The organism is Bradyrhizobium sp. (assembly GCF_052389815.1).
Lineage (GTDB): Bacteria > Pseudomonadota > Alphaproteobacteria > Rhizobiales > Xanthobacteraceae > Bradyrhizobium.
Map to the genome: position 1 here is coordinate 1 of NZ_JBQTHN010000149.1, position 22502 is coordinate 22502.

Annotated in this window: 16 protein-coding genes and 1 CRISPR repeat array (1 of these 17 running past the window's edge); of the genes, 12 read left to right on the forward strand and 4 right to left on the reverse strand. The window is 63.0% G+C overall.

Translation table 11 applies throughout. The features are described from left to right. Both metH and metF read right to left on the reverse strand, forming a co-directional pair. On the reverse strand, window positions 1-3726 hold a 3726-nt coding region (metH, locus tag ACT4OC_RS23060), incomplete at its 3' end, for a methionine synthase (protein WP_444841344.1). Window positions 3727-3729: 3 nt separating this feature from the next. Further along, window positions 3730-4644: a methylenetetrahydrofolate reductase [NAD(P)H] gene (gene metF, locus ACT4OC_RS23065; RefSeq protein WP_444841345.1), complete on the reverse strand. Its 915-nt coding sequence runs from the start codon at window positions 4642-4644 to the stop codon at window positions 3730-3732. 383 nt (window positions 4645-5027) lie between these two features. Here metF and ACT4OC_RS23070 point away from each other — a divergent pair, with 383 nt between their 5' ends. Continuing rightward, the gene (locus tag ACT4OC_RS23070) at window positions 5028-6047 is read left to right on the forward strand and encodes an LLM class flavin-dependent oxidoreductase (RefSeq protein ID WP_444841346.1); all 1020 of its coding nucleotides are present in this window, start codon (window positions 5028-5030) and stop codon (window positions 6045-6047) included. Window positions 6048-6184: 137 nt separating this feature from the next. Here ACT4OC_RS23070 and ACT4OC_RS23075 read toward each other — a convergent pair whose 3' ends face one another. Together ACT4OC_RS23075 and ACT4OC_RS23080 are read right to left on the reverse strand one after the other, a co-directional pair. Next, on the reverse strand, window positions 6185-7045 hold the full coding sequence (locus ACT4OC_RS23075) for a prephenate dehydratase (RefSeq protein ID WP_444841347.1): 861 nt from the start codon (window positions 7043-7045) through the stop codon (window positions 6185-6187). Between the two features lie 105 nt (window positions 7046-7150). Further along, window positions 7151-7897, reverse strand: a complete 747-nt coding sequence (locus ACT4OC_RS23080) for a 3-deoxy-manno-octulosonate cytidylyltransferase (protein ID WP_444841348.1) — start codon at window positions 7895-7897, stop codon at window positions 7151-7153. A 219-nt stretch (window positions 7898-8116) separates the two neighbouring features. On the opposite strand from ACT4OC_RS23080, the gene ACT4OC_RS23085 reads away from it, so the two are divergent. From ACT4OC_RS23085 to cas2, 11 genes are all read left to right on the forward strand, one after another. Next, window positions 8117-8665: a c-type cytochrome gene (locus ACT4OC_RS23085; RefSeq protein ID WP_444841349.1), complete on the forward strand. Its 549-nt coding sequence runs from the start codon at window positions 8117-8119 to the stop codon at window positions 8663-8665. A gap of 261 nt (window positions 8666-8926) precedes the next feature. Further along, a complete protein-coding gene (locus tag ACT4OC_RS23090; RefSeq protein ID WP_444841350.1) occupies window positions 8927-10810 on the forward strand; it encodes an extracellular solute-binding protein in 1884 nt (627 codons plus the stop codon). A gap of 14 nt (window positions 10811-10824) precedes the next feature. Continuing rightward, complete coding sequence (locus tag ACT4OC_RS23095) at window positions 10825-12699, forward strand: extracellular solute-binding protein (RefSeq protein WP_444841351.1); 1875 nt, start codon at window positions 10825-10827, stop codon at window positions 12697-12699. Beyond that, window positions 12699-13811, forward strand: coding sequence for a microcin C ABC transporter permease YejB (locus tag ACT4OC_RS23100; protein ID WP_444841352.1), 1113 nt, complete (start codon window positions 12699-12701; stop codon window positions 13809-13811). The genes ACT4OC_RS23095 and ACT4OC_RS23100 overlap by 1 nt, the downstream gene beginning before the upstream one ends. After that, the gene (locus tag ACT4OC_RS23105; protein ID WP_444841353.1) at window positions 13811-14989 is read left to right on the forward strand and encodes an ABC transporter permease; all 1179 of its coding nucleotides are present in this window, start codon (window positions 13811-13813) and stop codon (window positions 14987-14989) included. The genes ACT4OC_RS23100 and ACT4OC_RS23105 overlap by 1 nt, the downstream gene beginning before the upstream one ends. Window positions 14990-15021: 32 nt before the next feature. Continuing rightward, window positions 15022-15249, forward strand: a complete 228-nt coding sequence (locus ACT4OC_RS23110) for a hypothetical protein (protein ID WP_444841354.1) — start codon at window positions 15022-15024, stop codon at window positions 15247-15249. Then, the gene (locus tag ACT4OC_RS23115; protein ID WP_444841355.1) at window positions 15242-15682 is read left to right on the forward strand and encodes a type II toxin-antitoxin system VapC family toxin; all 441 of its coding nucleotides are present in this window, start codon (window positions 15242-15244) and stop codon (window positions 15680-15682) included. The genes ACT4OC_RS23110 and ACT4OC_RS23115 overlap by 8 nt, the downstream gene beginning before the upstream one ends. After that, a complete protein-coding gene (locus tag ACT4OC_RS23120) occupies window positions 15682-17307 on the forward strand; it encodes an ABC transporter ATP-binding protein (protein ID WP_444841356.1) in 1626 nt (541 codons plus the stop codon). Before ACT4OC_RS23115 ends, ACT4OC_RS23120 begins: the two co-directional genes overlap by 1 nt. A gap of 295 nt (window positions 17308-17602) precedes the next feature. Further along, window positions 17603-20833: a type II CRISPR RNA-guided endonuclease Cas9 gene (cas9, locus tag ACT4OC_RS23125; protein WP_444841357.1), complete on the forward strand. Its 3231-nt coding sequence runs from the start codon at window positions 17603-17605 to the stop codon at window positions 20831-20833. Next, window positions 20809-21708 carry a type II CRISPR-associated endonuclease Cas1 gene (gene cas1 / locus ACT4OC_RS23130; protein WP_444841358.1) on the forward strand — a complete coding sequence of 300 codons (900 nt, stop codon included), beginning with the start codon at window positions 20809-20811 and terminating at the stop codon, window positions 21706-21708. The genes cas9 and cas1 overlap by 25 nt, the downstream gene beginning before the upstream one ends. After that, on the forward strand, window positions 21705-22034 hold the full coding sequence (gene cas2 / locus ACT4OC_RS23135) for a CRISPR-associated endonuclease Cas2 (RefSeq protein ID WP_444841359.1): 330 nt from the start codon (window positions 21705-21707) through the stop codon (window positions 22032-22034). Before cas1 ends, cas2 begins: the two co-directional genes overlap by 4 nt. 58 nt (window positions 22035-22092) lie before the next feature. Further along, window positions 22093-22502: a CRISPR direct-repeat array (repeat unit 36 nt; unit sequence AGCCTACCACGGGGAAATCGGTAGGGAAGCCACGGC); it runs 154 nt beyond the window's last position.

A 22502-nucleotide genomic window follows, 5' to 3' on the forward strand; every position in this document is an offset into this window, starting at 1 on the left:
CTGCGCGGGGATGTAGTTGAGGATCGGCGCCAGCCAGCGCTCGACCTCGGCCACCGTCATGCCCTTGCGCGCGGCATAGTCCTCGACCTGGTCGCGCTCGATCTTGCCGACGCCGAAATAGAAGCTCGCAGGGTTCGCGAAATAAAGCCCCGACACGCTACTGCCCGGCCACATCGCATAACTCTCGGTGAGCTTCACGCCGGCGCTATTCTCCGCATCGAGCAGCGCAAACAGCGTCTTCTTCTCGGTGTGGTCGGGCTGCGCGGGATAGCCGGGGGCCGGACGGATGCCCTGATATTTCTCGAGGATCAGCGCTTCCGGCGACAGCGCCTCGTCCGGCGCATAGCCCCAGAACTCCTTGCGCACGCGCTGGTGCATGCGCTCGGCAAAGGCCTCGGCGAGGCGATCGGCCAGCGCCTTGCACAGGATCGAGGAATAGTCGTCATTGGCGTTCTTGAAGCGGTCGGCCACGGCGTCCTCGCCGATCCCGGCGGTGACGACGAAGCCGCCGACATAGTCCGGCATGCCGGAAGTCGTCGGCGCGATGAAGTCCGACAGCGCGGCGTTGAAGCGGCCCTCGCGCTTCTCGAGCTGCTGGCGCAGCGTGTGCAGCGTCGCGATCTTCTGCTGGCGGGATTCATCGGCATAGAGCGCGATGTCGTCGCCATCGGCATTGGCCGGCCAGAAGCCGATGGTGGCGCGCGCCTTGAACCATTTTTCCCTGACGATCAGGTCCAGCATCTTGCGCGCGTCGTCATAGAGCGCGCGCGCGACCTCGCCGACCTTCGGGTCGTCGAGGATGGCCGGGAAGCGCCCGGTCAGCTCCCAGGTCTGGAAGAACGGCGTCCAGTCGATGTAGTCGGCCAGTTCCGCCAGATCGTAATCGTCAAAGCTCCTGATGCCGAGGAACGCCGGCTTGTTCGGCGGCACTTTTGCAAAATCCACCGGCACGGCGTTGGCCCGCGCGGCCGCCAGCGTCAGCCGCTTCTTGTCGGCCTGCGCCCGGAAATGCGCCGCGGAGATTTTCGCGTATTCGGTGCGGATGTCCGCCGCAAAGGCCTCGCGCCTGTCGGGCGACAGCAGCGAGGAGGCGACGCCGACGGCGCGGCTGGCGTCGTTGACATGCACCACCGGCCCGCCCTTGTAGTTCGGATCGATCTTCACGGCGGTATGCACGCGGCTGGTGGTGGCGCCGCCGATCAGGAGCGGCATCTTCATGCCGTTGCGCTCCATCTCGCCGGCGAGAAAGCTCATCTCGTCGAGCGAGGGCGTGATCAGGCCGGACAGGCCGATGATGTCCGCCTGCTCGGCCTTCGCCGTCTCGATGATCTTGGCCGCCGGCACCATCACGCCGAGGTCGATCACCTCGAAATTGTTGCACTGGAGCACGATGCCGACGATGTTCTTGCCGATGTCGTGGACATCGCCCTTGACGGTGGCGAGCACGATCTTGCCGGCGCCGCTGTTGCTGCCGGCGGTGACGCCGTTGGCGAGATTGCGCGCCTTCTCCTCTTCCATGAACGGCATGAGATAGGCGACCGCCTGCTTCATCACCCGCGCCGACTTCACCACCTGCGGCAGGAACATTTTGCCGTCGCCGACGAGGTCGCCGACGATGTTCAGGCCGGCCATCAGCGGGCCTTCGATCACGCCGAGCGGGCGATCGACGGTCTGCCGCGCCGCCTCGGTGTCTTCCTCGATGAACTCGGTGATCCCGTGCACCAGCGCGTGGGACAGCCGCTTCTCGACCGGCCATTCGCGCCAGGCGAGATCGGCTTCCCTGGTTTGCTTCTCCTTGCCGCGGAACTTTTCCGCCAGCGCTAGCAGCCGTTCCGAAGCGCCGGGATCGCGGTTGAGGATGACGTCCTCGCAAACTTGCCGCAGCTCGGGGTCGATGTCGTCATAGACGATCATCTGCCCGGCATTGACGATGCCCATGTCCATGCCGGCGTGGATGGCGTGATACAGGAACACCGAGTGCATGGCCTCGCGCACCGGCTCGTTGCCGCGGAACGAGAATGACAGGTTCGAGACGCCGCCGGAGATGTGCGCGCCCGGCAAATTCTGGCGGATCCAGCGCGCCGCCTCGATGAAGTCGACGCCGTAATTGTTGTGCTCGTCGAGGCCGGTGGCGATCGCGAAGATATTGGGATCGAAGATGATGTCTTCCGGCGCGAAATCGACCTGGTCGACCAGGATGTCGTAGGCGCGCTTGCAGATCTCGGTCTTGCGCGCAAACGTGTCGGCCTGGCCCTTCTCGTCGAATGCCATCACCACGACCGCCGCGCCATGGCGGCGCGCGATCTTCGCCTCGTGGATGAATTTCGCCTCGCCTTCCTTCATCGAGATCGAGTTCACCACCGGCTTGCCCTGCAGGCATTTCAGGCCAGCCTCGATGACGTGGAATTTCGAGGAGTCGACCATGACGGGCACGCGGGCGATGTCCGGCTCGGCGGCGACGAGGTTGAGGAACGTCACCATCGCCGCTTCCGAGTCGAGCAAGCCTTCGTCCATGTTGACGTCGATGATCTGGGCACCGTTTTCAACCTGGTCGCGCGCGACCTGCAGCGCGGCGGTGTAGTCGCCGGCGGTGATCAGCTTGCGGAAGCGCGCCGAGCCCGTGACGTTGGTGCGCTCGCCAATATTGACGAAGGGAATGGCCGGCGTCAGCGCGAACGGCTCGAGGCCGGAGAGCCGCAGCCGCGGCTCGATGACAGGCACCACGCGCGGCTTGTGCGGGGCGACGGCGGCGGCGATCGCCGCGATATGCTCCGGCGTGGTGCCGCAGCAGCCGCCGACGATGTTGACGAGGCCGTCGCGGGCGAATTCGCCGATCAGGCGCGACATGTATTCAGGGGTCTCGTCGTACTGCCCGAATTCGTTGGGCAGGCCGGCGTTCGGATAGGCGCAAACCAGCGTATCGGCGACGCGGCCGATATCGGCAATGTGCGCGCGCAGGTCTTCGGCGCCGAGCGCACAGTTGAAGCCGATGGTGACGGGCCTTGCGTGCCGCACCGAGTTCCAGAACGCCTCCGGCATCTGCCCCGACAGCAGGCGGCCGGACTTGTCGGTGATGGTGCCGGACACCATCACCGGCACGTCGATGCCGCGCTCTTCGGCGATCTCCGAGATCGCATACAGCGCCGCCTTGGCGTTCAGCGTGTCGAAGATGGTTTCGACCAGCAGCAGATCGACCCCGCCGTCCAGCAGTCCCTTGATCTGCTCGCCATAGGCCTGGCGCAGATCGTCGAAGGTAACGGCGCGGTAGCCGGGATTGGCGACGTCGGGCGAGATCGAGGCGGTGCGGTTGGTCGGGCCGATGGCCCCTGCAACGAAGCGCGGCTTGCCGTCTTCGGCCGAGACGCGCTCGGCCGCGGCGCGCGCGAGCCATGCGCCATCGCGGTTCAGCTCATAGGCCAGCTCCGACATGTCGTAGTCGGCTTGCGCGATCGACGTCGAGGAGAAGGTGTTGGTCGCAACGATGTCCGCGCCGGCGCGCAGGTAATCGGCGTGGATGTCCTCGATCGCCTCCGGCTGGGTGAGGATCAACAGATCGTTGTTGCCCCTGACGTCGCGATGGAAATCCGCAAAGCGCGCGCCGCGGAAGGCGGCCTCGTCGAACTGCAGGCCCTGGATCATGGTGCCCATGGCGCCGTCGAGCACGAGGATGCGCTCGCGTGCGGCGGCGAGCAGGGCGGTACGCTTCGGGGAAACCGGTACTTTCATCGATCAGGCCGCCTTCGCCGCGCCCTTTGGGCGGATGCCGAGCAGGTGCGCGATCGCGAACACGAGGTCGGCGCGGTTCATGGTGTAGAAGTGGAAGGTGTCGACGCCGTGTTTCGCAAGTTTCTGCACCTGCCCCGCCGCAACGGTCGCCGCGACCAGCTTGCGGGTCTCGGCATCGTCGTCCAGCCCTTCGAACTTCTCCGAAAGCCAGTTCGGCACGGTGGTGCCGGCGCGGGTGACGAAATTGCGCGCCTGCCTGAAATTGTGCATCGGCATGATGCCGGGAACGATCGGGATGTCGATGCCGCGCCCGCGGACGCGCTCGAGGTAGCGCAGGTACAGGTCGTTGTCGAAGAACACCTGGGTGATGGCGCGCGCCGCGCCCGCATCGACCTTGGCCTTCAGCGTGTCGATGTCGGCGTCGAGGCTTTGCGCGTCGGGATGCTTCTCGGGATAGGCCGACACCGACACCTCGATGTCGCCATGGCGCTTCTTGATCCCTGCGACGAGCTCGGCCGAGCTCTTGTAGCCGTCGGGATGGCCGACAAAGGTCGTGCCGAGACCGGTCATGGGATCGCCGCGCAAGGCCACGATGTGGCGCACGCCGATATCGTGATAGCGGTCGACGATCTCGTCGATCTCGCCGCGCGACGCGCCGACGCAGGTCAGGTGGGCAGCCGGGACGAGCGACGTTTCGGCGAGGATGCGGGCGATGGTCGAATGGGTGCGCTCGCGGGTCGATCCCCCTGCGCCATAGGTCACCGAGACGAAATTGGGCGCGAGCGGCGCGAGCCGATTGATGGTCTCCCAGAGGCTGCGCTCCATCTCCTCCGTCTTGGGCGGGAAGAACTCGAAGGAGATTTTGGGAGATTTGAGCACGCGCTGCCCATCGGGCGCGGGAATGGCAAACTCGGTCATGACGCTCGCAAAAACTCCGGAAAATGCGGACAACAGGCCTATCGCGTGGAAGCTAAAATAGGCCAAACGCCGCCAGTCAAATAGCCCATCTGGCTTGGGAAGTTGCCCAATCTTGGCAATAGTATGAGATTTGTAGCCTGATTTTTCTTCCGTTGGGCGGAGGTTAATCTGGGCCAATATTAACTAAAATGCAAATATTTCAATAACTTAAATCGTAATTGGAGCATCGCAGAAAGTTGGGCAGATGGTCTATTTTGTAAATGCAGCATGAGTTGTCCCATCCGAAGTGAGGTCGCCCCGGCGACCCTCTGCCTTTCCGCGCGGCCCTGATCTGCACCGTCAGGGCCTTTGTCGCTCAGGCGGCGCGCACTAGCTTAACCGCCATGATTCCGCTCTCCGTCCTCGACCTTTCCGTCGTCACCACAGGTACCAAACCTGCTGCGGCCTTGCGCAACAGCATCGACTTGGCGCGCCATGTCGACGGGCTCGGCTACGTCCGCTATTGGCTCGCCGAGCATCACAATCTCGCCTCCGTCGCGAGTCCCGCGCCGGACCTGATGATCGGGCAGATCGCGGCGGTGACGCAGGATATCCGCGTCGGCTCCGGCGGCGTGATGCTGCCCAACCATGCGCCGCTCGTCGTGGCCGAGCGCTTCAAGATGCTGGAGGCGCTGTTCCCCGGCCGCATCGATCTGGGCTTAGGCCGCGCGCCCGGCACCGACGGCGCCACCGCTTACGCGCTGCGCAGCCGGCTCGACCGCCGCGAAGGTGACGATTTCCTCGAGCGGCTGCACGAGCTGACCTTGTGGGAGACGCGCGATTTCCCGCCCGGCCATCCCTTCAACAACGTGGTGGCGATGCCCGACGACACGGCCTTGCCGCCGATCTGGCTGCTCGGCTCGTCCGATTACAGCTCCGAGCTCGCCGCCCAGGTCGGCATGGGCTTTGCGTTCGCGCATCATTTTGCGACCTATGACGCGATCGAGGCGATGACCCATTACCGCCGCCGCTTCAAGCCGTCGGGCTGGCGGCAGACGCCGCACGGCATTCTGGCGGTTGCAGCCGTTGTCGCGGAAACCGATCCGGAAGCCGATCGGCTCGCGACCTCGATGGATCTCAACCGCCTGCGCCGCGACCGCGGCCAGTATCTGCCGCTGCCGAGCGTCGAGGAGGCGCAGGCCTATCCCTACAGCGACGCCGAGCGCGCCTCGATCGCCCGCAACCGCTCGCGCCTGTTCGTCGGCAGCCCGGCGACGGTGATGAAGAAGTTGCAGCCGATGATTTCGGCGAGCGAAGCCGATGAGCTGATGGTGATCACCGCGGTGTACGATCACGAGGCGCGGAAGAAGTCGTACAGCCTGCTGGCGGATGCGTTCGGGCTGGCGAAGAAGGCGGCGGCGTAAAGCTTGTCGTCCCGGCCAAGCGAAGCGCGAGCCGGGACCCATAACCACCGTTCTGCGTTGGGTTCCGTGCTCGAGCTACAGCGAACTCAACAACTGCGCCCTGTGGTTATGGGTCCCTGCGTTCGCAGGGACGACAGCTACTCCTCCTTCTCGCTGAACGTCGCGCGGAAGGGGTGGGCCGGGTACACGCCGACGATGCGCAGCTCGCGCGAGAAGAATTTCAGCTCCTCCAGCGCAAACGCAAGCCCGCGGTCATCGGGATGGCCGTCGACGTCGGCATAGAACTGCGTGGCGAAGAAATTGCCGTCGACCATGTAGCTTTCGAGTTTCGTCATGTTGACGCCGTTGGTGGCAAATCCGCCCAGCGCCTTGTAGAGCGCGGCCGGCAAATTGCGCACGCGGAACACGAAGCTCGTGACCAGCGGGCCGGAGCCTTGTTTGGCCCAGTTCGGCTCGCGCGCCAGCACCACGAAGCGCGTGGTGTTGTGCGCCTCGTCCTCGACGTCCTCGGCGAGGATGTCGAGGCCGTAGATCTCTGCGGCCAGGCGCGAGGCGATCGCGGCGACGCTTCTGTCCTTGCGCTCGGCGACGTCGCGGGCGCTGCCGGCGGTGTCGGCGGCGACGATCGGCTTGATGCCGAGCTTGCGGATGATGCGCCGGCACTGGCCGAGCGCATGGACATGGCTCTCCACGGTCTTGATGTCGGAAAGCTTCGTGCCCTTCGGCGCCATCAGCTGATGGCGGATCGGCAGGAAGAATTCGCCGACGATGTAGAGGCCGGAGGCCGGCAGCAGGTGATGGATGTCGGCAACGCGCCCCGCCACCGAATTCTCGATCGGGATCATGCCGAGGTCGGCCTCGCCGCCGGAGATGGCGCCCAGCGCGTCCTCGAAGGTGGCGCAGGGCAGGGGTTTTGCGCCCGGATAGGCCTCGGCGATGGCGATGTGGGAGTTGGCGCCCGGCTCGCCCTGGAATGCGATTATCAGCTGTTTGGTCATGGTGCCTTGTAGCAGCGGTCTACGCTTTTGAAATAGCGTTTTCGAGCGAAGTGGGCACCGGTTCGCGTGAAGAAAACGCGTCCAAATCAAGGGCTAAGCCCTCGTTCAATTCGAACGAGGACTTAGCATCCGGCGGGCGGTTTCGAGGTCGGCCGGCGTATCCACCCCGCGCGGAACCGTGTCCACGATGGTGACGTCGATCCGCATCCCCGCCTCCAGCGCGCGGAGCTGCTCGAGCTTCTCCTGCTTCTCCAGCGGCGAGGGCGGCAGGGAAACGAACCGCTCCAGCGCGGCGCGGCGATAGGCGTAGAGCCCGATATGGTGGTAGCGCGGCCCCTCGCCGGTAGGCGCGGTGGCGCGGGTGAAATAGAGCGCGCGCAGCCGGCGGCCGCCGATCGGCGAGCCGACCGCCTTCACCACGTTCGGATTGAGCGCCTCCTCCTCGGTGTGGATCTCGGCGGCCAGCGTTGCGATATCGACGGCGGGGTCGTCGAGCGGCGGCAGCACGTCGCGAATGTTGTCCGGCGAGATGGTGGGGAAGTCGCCCTGCAAATTGACCACGATCTCCGCCGTGCCTTCAGGGTCGAGCAGCCGCATCGCCTCGTGGATGCGGTCGGAGCCGGACGGATGGTCCGCGCGGGTCATGACCGCTTCGCCCCCGCTCGCCCGCACGGCGGCGGCGATGTCAGGCGTATCGGTCGCCACCGCCACCCGGCCGATCCCAGCGGCTTCCGCCCGGCGCAGCACGTGGACGATCATCGGCACGCCGCCGATGTCGAGCAGCGGCTTGCCGGGCAGGCGGGTGGCCGCCATACGGGCCGGAATCAGCACCAGAACGCGGTTTTCGGGCATTGGGAACGGGCTGCCGGCGGGCGGAAAAACCGGCCGGAAATGATGGGGATCGGGCGAAAGCTGGCGCGTTTTACCGGGTTGCCAGAGGCGGGGCAAACCGATATCTGAACCCTGCTGAGGGGTGCGGCGCGAAAGCCTGATTCCTTCAGGCTATTTCATTTCCCGCGGGCCGCTTCTGCCGGCCCTGACCGACCTTCCGGCCCGGAGCCTGATCCCACTATGGACTCCTTCGAACTCAACAAAATTCTCGGCGCCGTCCTTGCAACCTGCCTCCTGGTGCTGGTGACGAGCTTTGCCGCCCAAGCCGTGTTCACGCCCAAGATGCCGGAGAAGCCAGGCTTCGAGATCGCGGTGAAGGAAGAATCCAAGGGTGGCGCCGCCCCTGCGGCCGCCCCGTCCGAGCCGATCGAAAAGCTGCTGCAGACCGCCTCCGTCGAGAAGGGCACCGCCGCCGCCAAGAAGTGCGCCGCCTGCCACACCTTCGAGAAGGGCGGCCCGAACCGCGTCGGCCCCAACCTCTACAACATCGTCGGCGAGAAGAAGGCCGAGGGCCGGGGCGGCTTCAACTTCTCCGCGGCCCTGAAGGCCAAGGGCGGCGAGTGGACCTACGACGATCTCAGCAAGTTCATCGCCAACCCGAAAGGCTTCGTCCCGGGCACCGCGATGGGCTTTGCCGGCGTCCAGAAGGACAGCGAGCGCGCCGACGTGATCGCCTACCTGCGCACGCTGTCGGACAAGCCGGTGCCGCTGCCCACGGCCTCGAAGTAGGGTTGCCGGCGTCAAACATGAGCTTTCGAACGGCCAGGCAATGCCTGGCCGTTTTGGTTTCAGGGGATCGCGCGCATTTTACCGGGGCCTTTCGCCGCAGCGGCCCGGGCTTCGGGCTGGCAAGATGAGGAAAAAGCAACATAATCGGCCGAAAGCTTGCCGTATAATGGGTCCTCGATTGATCGGGGCTTGAGGACTTGCTTGAGGACTTGGGGACGTCGACCGACTGCTCGTCCATCGCTCACAACAGGAATTCTCGTTTTGGCAATTACCCGACGACACCTTCTGCAAGGCGGCGCCATCGCCGCCGCGGCCCCGGCGCTGACGCGCCTTCCCCTCATCGACACCGCCCATGCGCAAACAGCCGCCGAGCCGGCCTTTCGCCACGCGCTGTCGCTGTTCGGCGACATCAAGTATCCCGCCGACTTCAAGCGCTTCGACTACGTCAATCCGACCGCGCCGAAGGGCGGCACCGCGCGGCTGATCTCGCTCGGCACCTTCGACAATTTCAACATCGCCGTCGCCGGCATCAAGGGCAACATCGCAGCCGCGGCGACCCAGATCTACGAAACCTTGATGTTCAAGTCGCAGGACGAGATCGTCACCGAGTACGGCCTGCTGGCGGAAGCCGCAGCCCATCCGGACGACTTCTCCTGGGTGGTCTACCGCCTGCGCAAGGAAGCGCGCTGGCATGACGGCAAGCCGGTAACCCCGGAGGACGTGATTTTCTCGCTGGAAACGCTGAAGAAGCTCAGCCCGTTCTACGGCGCGTATTACCGCCACGTGGTCAAGGCCGAGAAGAGCGGCGAGCGCGACATCAGGTTCACGTTCGACGGACCGGGAAACCGCGAATTGCCGACCATCGTCGGCGAAGTCCCGGTGCTGCCGAAGCATTGGTGGGAGGGCACCGACGAGCAGGGCCGCAGGCGCGACATCTCCCTGACCACGCTGGAGAAGCCGCTCGGCTCCGGTCCCTACCGCATCAAGGATTTCGTCGCGGGCCGTTCGGTCGTCCTCGAGCGCGTGAAGGACTACTGGGGCGCCAATCTGCCCGTTCGCATCGGCCAGAACAATTTCGACGAGATGCGCTTCGAATACTACCGCGACAACAACGTCGCGCTGGAGGCCTTCAAGGCCGACCAGGCCGACTGGATCGTGGAGAACTCGGCCAAGCAATGGGCGACGGCTTACGAATTCCCTGCGGTGGTCGACAAGCGCGTGGTCAAGGAAGAGTTCCCGATCACCGATTCCGGCCGCATGCAGGGCTTCGTACTCAACCTGCGGCGCGAGCAGTTCAGGGATGCACGGCTGCGCCGCGCCTTCAATCTCGCCTATGACTTCGAAGAGATGAACAAGCAGCTCTTCTATGGCATGTACAAGCGCATCAACAGCTATTTCGACGGCACCGATCTCGCCTGCTCGGGCCTGCCGAAAGGTCTGGAGCTGCAGCTTCTCGAAGCGGTCAAGGACAAGGTGCCGCCGGAAGTCTTCACCACGCCATACACCAATCCGGTCGGCGGCAATCCCGAAAACGTCCGCAGCAATCTGCGGGAGGCGACACGGCTCTTGAAGGAAGCCGGTTTCGAGGTGAAGGACCGCAAGCTGGTGGACGCCTCGGGCAAGCCGGTCACGGTGGAAATCCTGGTGCAGGATCCCTCTGCGGAGCGCATCGCGCTGTTCTACAAGCCGTCGCTGGAGCGTATCGGCGTCACCGCGTCGATTCGCGTCGTCGATGCCGCGCAATACGAGAACCGTACCCGCAGCTTCGACTTCGACATGATCACCGACGTGTGGGGCCAATCCCTCTCGCCCGGCAACGAGCAGCGCGAATTCTGGGGTTCGCAGTCGGCCGACGCGCCCGGCTCGCGCAACTCCGTCGGCGTCAGGAATCCGGCGGTCGACGCGCTGATCGAGAAGATCATCTTCGCCACCGATCGGCCGAGCCTTGAAGCCGCGACGCGGGCGCTCGATCGCGTGCTGCTGTGGAACCACTATGTGGTGCCGCAATTTACCTATCCGTTCGCCCGTTATGCCCGCTGGGATCGCTTCAGCCACGCGCAGCTGCCGAAATACGCCCGTTCGGGTCTGCCGTCGCTGTGGTGGTACGATACCGAGAAGGCTGCCCGGATCGGCAAGCGCTCGTGAGGGATGTTTTGCGCATGGCGGTTTTCTCTCGCCGGCATTTTCTCGGGGCTGGTGCCGGGGCGCTGGCCGCGCTGCGGCTGGCGCCGGCCGTTGCGGCCGATGAAGCCGCCGGCGCCGAGGTGCACGGCATCTCGGCGTTCGGCGATCTGAAATATCCCGCCGACTTCAGGAATTTCGACTACGTCAATCCCGCCGCGCCGAAGGGCGGGATGTTCTCCGGCATTCCGTCGTCCCGTGCCTACAACCAGTCGTTCCAGACCTTCAACTCGCTCAACTCGTTCATCCTGAAGGGCGAGGGCGCGCAGGGCATGGACCTCACCTTCACCGTGTTGATGGCGCGGGCCGGCGACGAGCCGGACGCGATGTACGGCCTTGCCGCGAGGTCGGTGCGGATTTCGCCGGACAAGCTGACCTACCGCTTCACGCTGCGCCCGGAAGCAAGATTCCACGACGGCTCGAGGATCACGGCGCACGACGTCGCCTGGTCCATCAACACCCTCAAGGCGAAGGGCCACCCGCTCATTCAGGTGCAGATGCGCGACGTCAAGGGCGCCGAGGCGCTGGACGATGCGACCGTCGCCGTCAGCTTTGCCGAGAAGCGCGCGCGCGACGTGCCGCTGTATGTCGCGGGCCTGCCGATCTTCTCGAAGAAATACTACGAGGCCCGCGCGTTCGACGAATCCACGCTCGACACGCCCCTTGGCTCCGGCCCCTACAAGGTCGGCAGGTTCGAGGTCAACCGCTTCATCGAGTTCGAGCGGGTGAAGGACTGGTGGGGCGCCGACCTGCCGGTCTGCCGCGGCCATTACAACTACGATACCATCCGCTACGAATTCTATCGCGACCGCGACGTCGCCTTCGAAGGATTTGCTGCCCGGAGCTATTTGTACCGCGAGGAGTTTACCGCCCGCATCTGGGCCACGCGTTACGACTTCCCCGCGCTGAAGGACGGCCGGGTCAAGCAGGAGCGGGTGCCCGACGAGACGCCGTCCGGCGGCCAGGGCTGGTTCATCAATACCCGCCGCGAAAAGTTCGGGGATCCGCGGGTGCGCGAGGCGATGATCAACGCCTTCGATTTCGAGTGGACCAACAAGACCATCATGTACAGCGCCTATGCGCGCACCCGCTCGCCGTTCCAGAATTCGGACCTGGTGGCGGAAGGCAAGCCTTCTCCGGAGGAGTTGAAGCTGCTGGAGCCCTTCCGCGGTCAGGTGCCGGACGAGGTGTTCGGCGAGCCTTACGTGCCGCCGGTTTCCGACGGTTCCGGCCAGGACCGCACGCTGCTGCGCAAGTCACAGCAGTTGCTGACGGCAGCGGGTTTGCCGGTGAAGGACAACAAGCGCGTTCTTCCGAACGGCGAGGTGTTCGCGATCGAGTTCATCATCGATGAGCCGTCGTTCCAGCCGCATCACGGCTCGTTCATCAAGAATCTCGGAACGCTCGGGATCGAGGCGAGCCTGCGAGTCGTCGATGCCGTGCAACTCCGGGCACGGGTCGAGGCGTTCGATTTTGATATCGCCATACAGCGGCTGACCATGTCGCCGACGCCGGGTGACGGCCTGCGTGCCTATTTCACATCGCACGCCGCCAAGACCAGGGGATCTTATAACTTTGCCGGGGTTGCCAACCCGGCGATCGACGCGCTGGTGGAGAAGGCCATGGCCGCCGAAACGCGCAGTGACCTGACCTTCGCCTGCCGCGCGCTCGACCGCGTGTTCCGTGCCGGCCGCTACTGGGTGCCGCAATGGTACAACACCAGCCATCGGCTGGCCTATTGGGACGTCTTTGGTCATCCGCCGAAGCTGCCGCGCTACACCGGCGTCGGCGAGCGGATCCTGTGGTGGCATGACGCCGCCAAGGCCGGCAAACTCGAGCAGGCGAAGCAATAATGGCAGCCTATATCGCCCGCCGCGTCCTGCTGATGTTTCCGACCCTGCTCGGCATCCTCTTCGTCGCCTTCGTCGTGGTGCAGTTCGCGCCGGGCGGCCCGGTCGAGCGGGTGATCGCGCAGCTCTCCGGCGCCGACACCGGCGGCTCCTCGCGCATATCAGGTTCTTCCCAAGGCGACTTTGCCGGCCGCACGCCGCAGGCCGGCGCCGGCGCCGATGCGGTCAATTCCAAATATCGCGGTGCGCAGGGCCTCGATCCCGAATTCATCAAGAACCTGGAAAAGCAGTTCGGCTTCGACAAGCCGGCGCCGGAGCGCTTTGCGCTGATGGTGTGGAATTACGCCCGCTTCGATTTCGGCAAGAGCTATTTCCGCGACGTCAGCGTGATCCAGCTGATCAAGGAGAAGCTGCCGGTCTCGATCTCGCTCGGCCTGTGGCTGACGCTGCTCACCTACATGATCTCGATCCCGCTCGGCGTGCGCAAGGCAGTCGCCGACGGCTCGCGCTTCGACACCTGGACCTCGGCGGCGATCATCGTCGGCTTTGCCATCCCCGGCTTCCTGTTCGCGATCCTGCTCATCATCCTCTTTGCCGGCGGCTCGTTCTTCAACTGGTTCCCGCTGCGCGGCCTCACCTCGGACGGCTGGTCGAACTTCCCCTGGTACTGGAAGATCATCGATTATTTCTGGCACCTCACGCTGCCGCTGATCGCGATGGGCCTCGGCGCCTTCGCCACCATGACGCTGCTGACCAAGAACTCGTTCCTCGACGAGATCAGGAAGCAATACGTCATGACCGCGCGCGCCAAGGGCTGCACCGAGCGCCAGGTGCTCTACGGCCACATCTTCCGCAACGCCATGCTGATCGTGATCGCGGGCTTTCCCGGCGCGTTCATCCACGCCTTCTTCTCCGGCGCGCTCCTGATCGAGACCATCTTCTCGCTGGACGGGCTCGGATTGCTCAGCTTCGAAAGCGTGCTCAACCGCGATTATCCGGTCGTGTTCGGCAATCTCTTCATCTTCTCGCTGGTCGGTCTCGTGATCGGCCTGATCTCCGACCTCACTTACATGTGGATCGATCCCCGGATCGATTTCGAGGCGCGGGAGGTCTGATGACGATGCTTGCGCCGCAGCCGGTCGAGACCTCGGCGCAGTCGCCGCTCGGCGCCGCCGTGCCGGTCACGCGGCATGCTTTTGCGCTGTCGACGCTCAACCGCCGCCGCTGGCAGAATTTCAAGGCCAACCGCCGGGGTTACTGGTCGCTGTGGCTCTTCCTCGCGCTGTTCTTGATTTCGCTGTTCGCCGAGTTGATCGCCAACGACCGCCCCTTCATGATCAGGTATGACGGCAAGCTCTACTGGCCGGCCTTCGTCAGCTATTCGGAGACGACGTTCGGCGGCGATTTCGAGACCGCGGCCGACTACCGCGATCCCTACTTGCAGAAACTGATCGCGGAGAAGGGCGGCTTGATCGTCTGGCCGCCGATCCGCTATTCCTACGGCACCCACAATCTAGACCTGCCGACGCCGGCGCCTTCGAAGCCGACCTGGATGCTGACGGAAGAGCAGTGCAAGGCCGTGGTGGAGAAGAAGGGCCTGAAGAGCTGCAGCGACCTCGAATACAACTGGCTCGGCACCGACGACCAGGGCCGCGACGTGGTGGCGCGGCTGATCTACGGCTTCCGCATCTCGGTGCTGTTCGGCCTCACCCTCACCATCCTGTCCTCGATCATCGGCATCGTTGCCGGCGGCGTGCAAGGCTATTTCGGCGGCTGGATCGATCTGTTGTTCCAGCGCTTCATCGAGATATGGACCTCGATCCCTTACCTGTATCTGCTGCTGATCCTCTCCTCGGTGCTGGTGCCCAGCTTCTTCGTGCTGCTCGGCATCCTCTTGCTGTTCTCCTGGGTTTCGCTGGTGGGCCTGGTGCGCGCGGAATTCCTGCGCGGGCGCAATTTCGAGTACATCCAGGCCGCCCGCGCGCTCGGCGTCTCCAACCGCGTCATCATGTTCCGTCACCTGCTGCCGAACGCGATGGTGGCGACCATGACGTTCCTGCCCTTCATCGTCTCCTCCTCGGTGATGACCTTGACGGCGCTGGACTTCCTCGGCTTCGGCCTGCCGCCGGGCTCGCCCTCGCTCGGTGAATTGCTGGCGCAGGGCAAGGCCAATGTGCAGGCGCCCTGGCTCGGCTTCACCGGCTTCTTTGCGGTGGCGATCATGCTGTCGCTCTTGATCTTCATTGGCGAAGCCGTGCGCGACGCCTTCGACCCGCGCAAGACGTTCCGATAGGCTTGTGGTAGTATGGTCACCAGAGGCGAGCCATGAACAGAATCGTCAAGGAGCACTATCCGGCGTCGAAGCTTCCGGAGGATTTGCGCGCCGGCGTGGATCCGGCGTCGACCGTTACGGTGACGATCGTCGAGGAAGAGCGGCCACCCGAAAAGGTGATGAGTCTCGACGAGATATTCGCTGCTCGGAAGCCGCCGTTCCGTTCGGCGGACGAGATTGACGCGGACTTGCGCCGTCAGCGAGACGAGTGGGATGACTGAATCTCGCGTCTATCTCGATGCAAATGTGTTCATCTATGCGATTGAAGGAAGTCCGGAGGTCGCCGAACCGCTTAGGCATCTCTTCGAACTGTTCCGCAGAAAGCGCGGTGCCGGTGTGACGAGCGAACTAACGCTTGCCGAAATCTTGCCCAAGGCGACGACAGAGCACCGAAGGATGTATCTCGACTTGGTCATCGGGAGCAGCACTTTCGATCTTCACCCAGTCAGTCGAGAGGTTCTCATTGAGACCGCCGATTATCGAAGAATTGCGCAGATGCCCAAACTTCCGGATGCCATTCACGCCGTGACTGCCATTCGAGCCGGTTGCCGTACCGTCCTTTCTGCAGACTCTCGGCTCAAGCTGCCTGAAGGGATTCGTGTACTCCCGCCGGCTCCCATCGGTGTATCTCGCATCGTCCAGGAGCTGTCGTAATGGACGCCAGCAACCAGCCCCTGCTCGATGTCCGCGACCTCTCGGTCGCGTTCGGCGAGACGCTCGCCGTCGATCGGGTCTCGTTCTCGATCGGCCGCGGGCAATGCACGGCGCTGGTCGGCGAGTCCGGTTCGGGCAAGTCGGTCAGCGCGCTCTCGATCCTGAAGCTGCTGCCGTACCCTGCGGCCTCGCATCCCTCCGGCACCATCCATTTCAAGGGTCGCGAGCTCCTGCGCGCCGGCGATCGCGAGATGCGCGAGGTGCGCGGCAACGACATCTCGATCATCTTCCAGGAGCCGATGACCTCGCTCAATCCGCTGCACACCATCGAGGCGCAGATCGGCGAGATATTGTCGCTGCATCAGGGCATCGGTGGATCGATGGCGCGGGCCCGCACGCTGGAGCTGTTGACGCAGGTCGGCATTCCCGATCCCGAGACGCGGCTCGGCTCCTATCCGCACCAGCTGTCCGGCGGGCAGCGCCAGCGCGTCATGATCGCGATGGCGCTGGCCAACGAGCCGGATCTGTTGATCGCGGACGAGCCGACCACCGCGCTCGACGTCACCGTGCAGGCGCAGATCCTGGCGCTGCTCGCCGATATCAGGCAGCGGCTCGGCATGAGCCTGTTGTTCATCACCCACGATCTCGGCATCGTCCGCCGCATCGCCGACATCGTCTGCGTCATGAACAAGGGCAAGATCGTCGAGCAGGGACCGGTCGAGCAGGTCTTCACCGCGCCGAAACATCCCTACACCCGCGATCTGCTCGCGGCGGAACCGAAGCCCGATCCGGCGCCGCCGCGCCCGACCGCGCCCGTGGTGATGCAGGCGGACGATCTGAAGGTCTGGTTTCCGATCAAGCGCGGCTTCCTGCGTTCCACCGTCGGCCATATCAAGGCGGTCGACGGCGTCAGCATTGCGGTGCGCAAGGGCGAGACGCTGGGCGTGGTCGGCGAGTCCGGCTCGGGCAAGACCACGCTGGGGCTGGCGTTGATGCGGCTGATCTCCTCGGACGGACCGATCGTGTTCCTCGGCAAGGACATCCAGGGCCTGCGCTTCAAGGAGATGCTGCCGCTGCGCAGCGACATGCAGATCGTGTTCCAGGACCCGTTCGGCTCGCTCAGCCCGCGCATGTCGATCGGCGACATCATCGCCGAGGGCCTCACCGTGCACCAGCCGCACCTCTCGGACGAAGAGCGCGACGCCCGCGTCGTCAAGGCGATGACGGATGTCGGCCTCGATCCGGAATTGCGCATCCGCTATCCCCACGAATTCTCCGGCGGCCAGCGCCAGCGCATCTCGATCGCGCGCGCCGCGGTGCTGGAGCCGAACTTCGTCGTGCTGGACGAGCCGACCAGCGCGCTCGACATGCTGTTCCAGGCCCAGATGGTCGACCTGCTGCGTGAACTGCAGCGCAAGCGCGACCTCACCTACATGTTCATCTCGCACGACCTGCGCGTGGTGGCCTCGCTGGCGAGTCATCTGATCGTGATGCGCCACGGCAAGGTGGTGGAGGAGGGCCCGGCGGCCGAGCTGTTCAGGAATCCCAAGAGCGACTACACCCGCGCGCTGTTCGCCGCGGCGTTCCGCATCGAAGCTGCGCCCGCGGGGACGGTGGCGACGTAAGACGGAATGAGATTGGATGCCCGGGTGGAGCGCCGAGCGCTCGTACCGCGAGCCGAAGGGCCCGACCTGCTTTTACGCCGCGATCGCTGTTCGCCTCTTGGATGATATTCTACGGGACAAAACAACAATGAATCCCCCCGTTACGTTTCCGTAACGGGGGTAATCCTTCGCATCGAAAACCGAAATCTTCGATGCTTGCCGTGGCTTTCCTGCCGATTTCCCGCCTCATGATTGCCGAATTACGAAAAGCGGTCAATAATCAATTTTAGGCTGTGCGTAACTTTCGGGTGGCGTGATGAACGTGCGTACTTCCCGGCGCATTCTGGGGATTGATCTCGGGATTGCATCCTGCGGATGGGGAATCATTGAGGTTGGCGAAGCTGTTGGGCGCATCGTCGCGGCCGGCGTTCGTTGTTTCGATGCACCCCTGATCGACAAGACCGGCGAACCAAAGAGCGCGACGCGGCGGACTGCGCGAGGTCAGCGGCGGATCGTGCGTCGCCGCCGGCAGCGAATGAGCGCCATACGACGGCTACTCGTCGAAAGCAATATACTTACCGATCAATCGCCGAATGCTCTCCGCGATGCGTTACGTCGGGCTTCTCCAAAATCGAGCGGTTCGCAAGTCACGCCGTGGACCCTTCGCGCTGCCGCGCACAATCGTCTTTTGTCCAATGACGAGCTTGCGGTTGTACTCGGTCATATCGCCCGCCATCGTGGCTTCCGCTCGAACTCAAAGAGCGAGGTTGGTGCAAACGCTGCGGATGAAACGTCCAAAATGAAGAAGGCGATGGAGGCCACACGCGAAGGTCTCGCAAAGTATCACTCGTTTGGCGACATGATCGCCAACGATCCGAAGTTCGCGGATCGCAAACGCAACCGCGACAAGGACTATTCGCATACTGCGAAGCGATCCGATCTCGAGGATGAAGTCCGCGCTATCTCGCGCGTTCAAGTCAGATTTGGCAGCAAGATCGCCGGTGAGACTTTCTTGCAAAAGTTTGCGGACGCCGCATTCTCGCAGCGCCCATTGCAAGACAGCGAAGACAAGGTGGGAGATTGTCCGTTCGAGCCGGGACACAAGCGAACTGCGCGGCGTGCCCCGTCGTTCGAACTGTTTCGCTTTCTCCAGCGCCTTGCCCATCTGCGCATCTCGGCCGGACGTGTCGAGCGTTCGCTAACGGCTGAGGAAACTGCACTTGCAACGCAAGGATTTGGTGAAGCAACCAAGACAATCTCATTCGCGTCGCTGCGAAAGACTCTCGACCTCGATCCGAACGCGCGTTTTGCGGGCGTCCCGAAGGAAAAGGAAGGCAAGCTGGATGTGGCCGCCCGCACTGGCGGCGCTGCTTACGGAACCAAAACACTTCGGGATGTCTTGGGCGACGCGCCATGGCGATCGTTGATCGGAACGCCGGAAAAGCTTGATCGCATTGCCGAAGTGCTGTCGTTTCGCGAAGATCTCAAGTCCATTGATGAGGGTCTCGCTGCAATAGGCTTGGATGCTCATATAGTTCAATGCTTGCGCGAAGCGGTGGCACGAGGCGAGTTCAAGGACTTCAACAAGGCCGCTCATATATCGGCTTTGGCCGCGCGCAATATCATTCCCGGACTTCGCGATGGGTTGGTCTATTCGGAAGCCTGCGCGCGCGTCGGCTACGATCATGCGGCGCGTCCGTCCGTTTCCCTGGAGCAGATCGGCAGTCCCGTCACGCGCAAGGCTTTCAGCGAAGCAATCAAGCAGGTCAGAGCGGTTGCGCGAGAATACGGACCCATCGATCTCGTTCACGTCGAACTCGCGCGGGAGGTGGGAAAGAGCGCTGAAGAGCGCAAGAAGCTCACGGACGGCATCGAAGCGAGAAACGTCGAGAAAGGCAAGCGCCGGAATGAAGCTGAGGAACTCCTCGGCCGCCTGCCCAGCGATGACGAACTGCTCCGATACGAACTCGCCAAGGAGCAGAACTTCAAGTGTATCTACTCCGGCGATCCGATTGACCCCGCCGGCATCTCGGCAAACGATACCCGGTACCAAGTTGACCACATCCTGCCATGGAGCCGTTTCGGCGACGATTCATATCTGAACAAAACCCTTTGTACGACGAAAGCCAACCAGGACAAGCAGGGGCGAACGCCGTTTGAGTGGTTCGAGGCGGACAAGACCGAACCCGAATGGCTCGAATATGTTGCTCGCGTCGAGGGGATGAAGGAGGTAAAGGGCCGTAAGAAGCGCAACTACAGCATCAAGGATGCGGCAGGCATCGAGGAAAAATTCAAGGCGCGCAATCTGACCGATACGCAATGGGCGACGAGGCTTCTCGCCGACGAACTGAAGCGAATGCTTCCGCCGCGCGAGAGCGAGCGTGTCGTCGTCAAACGTGCGTCTGGCGGTGGCGACGATGTCAGGGAGGAACGTCGGGTATTTACGCGTCCGGGCGCAATTACATCCAAGCTGCGGCGGGCGTGGGGTCTGGAAGGGCTGAAGAAGGAAGATGGCAAGCGGGTCGAAGACGATCGGCATCATGCGGTGGACGCGCTGGTTCTGGCGGCAACGACTGAGGGCCTTCTCAATCATCTGACCAGGGAGGTCCAGAAACGTGAGCGTGAAGGCCGGCAGGACGACATCTTCCACTGCAGCCAGCCGTGGCCGGGATTCCGGATTGACGTCGAGCGAACCATCTATGGTTTCGAAGCCGCGCCCGGCATTTTCGTCTCACGCGCCGAACGCCGCCGTGCTCGCGGCAAGGCCCACGATGCGACGGTGAGGCAGGTCCGTGGAGCCGATGGCAGAAAACTATTCAATGTGAAGCCTCACGAAATCGTCGGAGCAAGAATCGTCTACGAGCGCAAGGAAATCACTGACAAGAGTTTTAAGGAGAGCGATCTTGAGAAGATCCCCGTTCCTGCTCCCTATGGCAAGGTTTCCGACCCGAAGAAGCTGCGCGACGAAATGGTGGAAAGCCTGCGCGAGTGGATCAGAAAAGGTAAGCCGAAGGATAATCCGCCACGCTCGCCCAGCGGGGACGTTATCCGAAAAGTGCGTGTAGCGACTGATAAGAAAGTTGCGATCGAACTCAGCGGCGGCACCGTTGATCGCGGCGATATGGCGCGCGTGGACGTGTTCAGGAAAAAGAACAAGAAAGGTGCGTGGGAATTCTATGTGGTGCCGATCTATCCACACCAGATCGTTGCTTCCGTATCGCCGCCAAGTAAGGCCGTCATTGCGTACAAAGCCGAGAATGACTGGACGCCAATTGATGCCAACTTTGACTTCGCCTGGTCGTTGAACCCAATGAGTTACCTGGAACTGGTAAAATCGAATGGCGAGGTAATCGAAGGATATTACCGCAGCATGGATCGTACGACGGGGGCAATTAACCTGTCTCCGATGGCGACTAACTCGGAAACGATTCGAAGTATTGGGGTTAAGACACTCTTTAGCTTTCGCAAGTTCACTATCGACCGTCTCGGGCGCAAGTTCGAAGTACCGCGTGAGGTACGTACATGGCGTGGAGAGGCCTGCACCTGACGCAGGCGGCAAGGCTGTCGCTTGCCGACAGCCAGATTTGCGTGAAGCAAGACGCCGGCGAGGTTCGTCTCGCTCTTGAAGACGTTGCGTGGATCGTCATCGACACGCCGCAGGCAACGCTGTCGAGCGCGCTGATGAGCGCCTGCATGGAAGCGGGAATCGCATTCGTCTTCACGGACGAAAGGCACACACCTTCCGGCCTCAGCTTACCGTTTCATCGCCATCATCGGCAGGGCGCAATAGCCAAACTTCAAATTGACGCAAAAGACGGCGTGAAGAAGCGGCTGTGGCAAACCATCGTTCGGCGCAAAATACACAATCAAGCGGCATTGCTCTCGATTCTCGATCGTGAGAATGCCGAGACTCTGAAGGAAATCGCTCGGCATGTGGAACCGGGCGATCCGGGCAATGTCGAAGCTCGGGCGGCGCGTTTCTACTGGGGCCGCTTGTTTGCGGATTTTGTCCGCGATGACGACAGCGATCGACGCAACAAGATGCTGAACTACGGATACGCCGTCGTGCGTGCGGGCGTTGCCCGCGCGCTGGTTGCTTCCGGCTTTCTCCCTGCATTCGGGCTCAAGCACGACGGTGCGGCCAACGCCTTCAATCTCGCGGATGATCTCGTTGAACCGTTCAGGCCGTTTGTCGACGGCCTTACCTGGAAGACGTTTGGCGACAGCACGGAAAGGAATGGTGATCTCACCCTCGAAGATCGCCGCGCCATGGCTGGCGCGTTGCTTCTCAACTGCAAGACAGATGATGGCGAGGTATCGCTTCTGGTTGCTGCCGAAATGGCGGCTGTCGGTCTTTCCCGCGCTCTGGAATTTGAGAAGCCTGCGTTTCTTCAATTGCCCGAGCTGGAGCATTGCCCATGAAAAGCGAGGAGGTGCGATTCGTGTGGATGTTTGTGTTTTTCGATCTGCCGGTCGGGACCAAATCCGATCGACGCAACGCGACCCGCTTCAGAAAATTTCTGAAGGACGACGGGTTCATGATGCTGCAATGGTCAGTCTATTCCCGTGTCTGTCGCGGCGACGATGCCGTGGAAAAACATGGGCAACGGGTGACGAAGAACTTGCCGCCGCGCGGCAGTGTTCGTACCCTTCAAGTCACTGATCGTCAGTACGCGCGTATGAAGCTGTTGCTTGGGGAAGCAACGTTCAATGAGAAAAAAGCACCGCAACAACTGGTTCTGCTCTGATTTCCGCCTTGCGGGTCACGCGGAAATCAGAGCATTTTCAGTAGTTTGTGCCGCTCGTAGCCTACCACGGGGAAATCGGTAGGGAAGCCACGGCACAATTGTGGGCATGTACGCCAACAACGGTAGCCTACCACGGGGAAATCGGTAGGGAAGCCACGGCGAGATAGACCGGCAAGATTTGCTGCCTGTGAGCCTACCACGGGGAAATCGGTAGGGAAGCCACGGCCGGTCGCGAACGCGTACGCCCCGGCGTCTCAGCCTACCACGGGGAAATCGGTAGGGAAGCCACGGCGTCGGGGCAAAAACGTCATTCTACGAAGCCAGCCTACCACGGGGAAATCGGTAGGGAAGCCACGGCAAGACGAAGCCGCGGGCGTGGTCGGCAACGAGCCTACCACGGGGAAATCGGTAGGGAAGCCACGGCGGCCGCGACATGCGCGCTGTAGCCACCTGCAGCCTACCACGGGG

Excerpts from the sequence above, each read along its gene's own strand:
- metF (WP_444841345.1), bottom strand. The coding sequence starts at position 4,644 with ATGACCGAGTTTGCCATTCCCGCGCCCGATGGGCAGCGCGTGCTCAAA.
- ACT4OC_RS23070 (WP_444841346.1), top strand. The coding sequence starts at position 5,028 with ATGATTCCGCTCTCCGTCCTCGACCTTTCCGTCGTCACCACAGGTACC.
- ACT4OC_RS23075 (WP_444841347.1), bottom strand. The coding sequence starts at position 7,045 with ATGACCAAACAGCTGATAATCGCATTCCAGGGCGAGCCGGGCGCCAAC.
- ACT4OC_RS23080 (WP_444841348.1), bottom strand. The coding sequence starts at position 7,897 with ATGCCCGAAAACCGCGTTCTGGTGCTGATTCCGGCCCGTATGGCGGCC.
- ACT4OC_RS23085 (WP_444841349.1), top strand. The coding sequence starts at position 8,117 with ATGGACTCCTTCGAACTCAACAAAATTCTCGGCGCCGTCCTTGCAACC.
- ACT4OC_RS23095 (WP_444841351.1), top strand. The coding sequence starts at position 10,825 with ATGGCGGTTTTCTCTCGCCGGCATTTTCTCGGGGCTGGTGCCGGGGCG.
- ACT4OC_RS23100 (WP_444841352.1), top strand. The coding sequence starts at position 12,699 with ATGGCAGCCTATATCGCCCGCCGCGTCCTGCTGATGTTTCCGACCCTG.
- ACT4OC_RS23105 (WP_444841353.1), top strand. The coding sequence starts at position 13,811 with ATGACGATGCTTGCGCCGCAGCCGGTCGAGACCTCGGCGCAGTCGCCG.
- ACT4OC_RS23110 (WP_444841354.1), top strand. The coding sequence starts at position 15,022 with ATGAACAGAATCGTCAAGGAGCACTATCCGGCGTCGAAGCTTCCGGAG.
- ACT4OC_RS23115 (WP_444841355.1), top strand. The coding sequence starts at position 15,242 with ATGACTGAATCTCGCGTCTATCTCGATGCAAATGTGTTCATCTATGCG.
- ACT4OC_RS23120 (WP_444841356.1), top strand. The coding sequence starts at position 15,682 with ATGGACGCCAGCAACCAGCCCCTGCTCGATGTCCGCGACCTCTCGGTC.
- cas9 (WP_444841357.1), top strand. The coding sequence starts at position 17,603 with ATGAACGTGCGTACTTCCCGGCGCATTCTGGGGATTGATCTCGGGATT.
- cas1 (WP_444841358.1), top strand. The coding sequence starts at position 20,809 with ATGGCGTGGAGAGGCCTGCACCTGACGCAGGCGGCAAGGCTGTCGCTT.
- cas2 (WP_444841359.1), top strand. The coding sequence starts at position 21,705 with ATGAAAAGCGAGGAGGTGCGATTCGTGTGGATGTTTGTGTTTTTCGAT.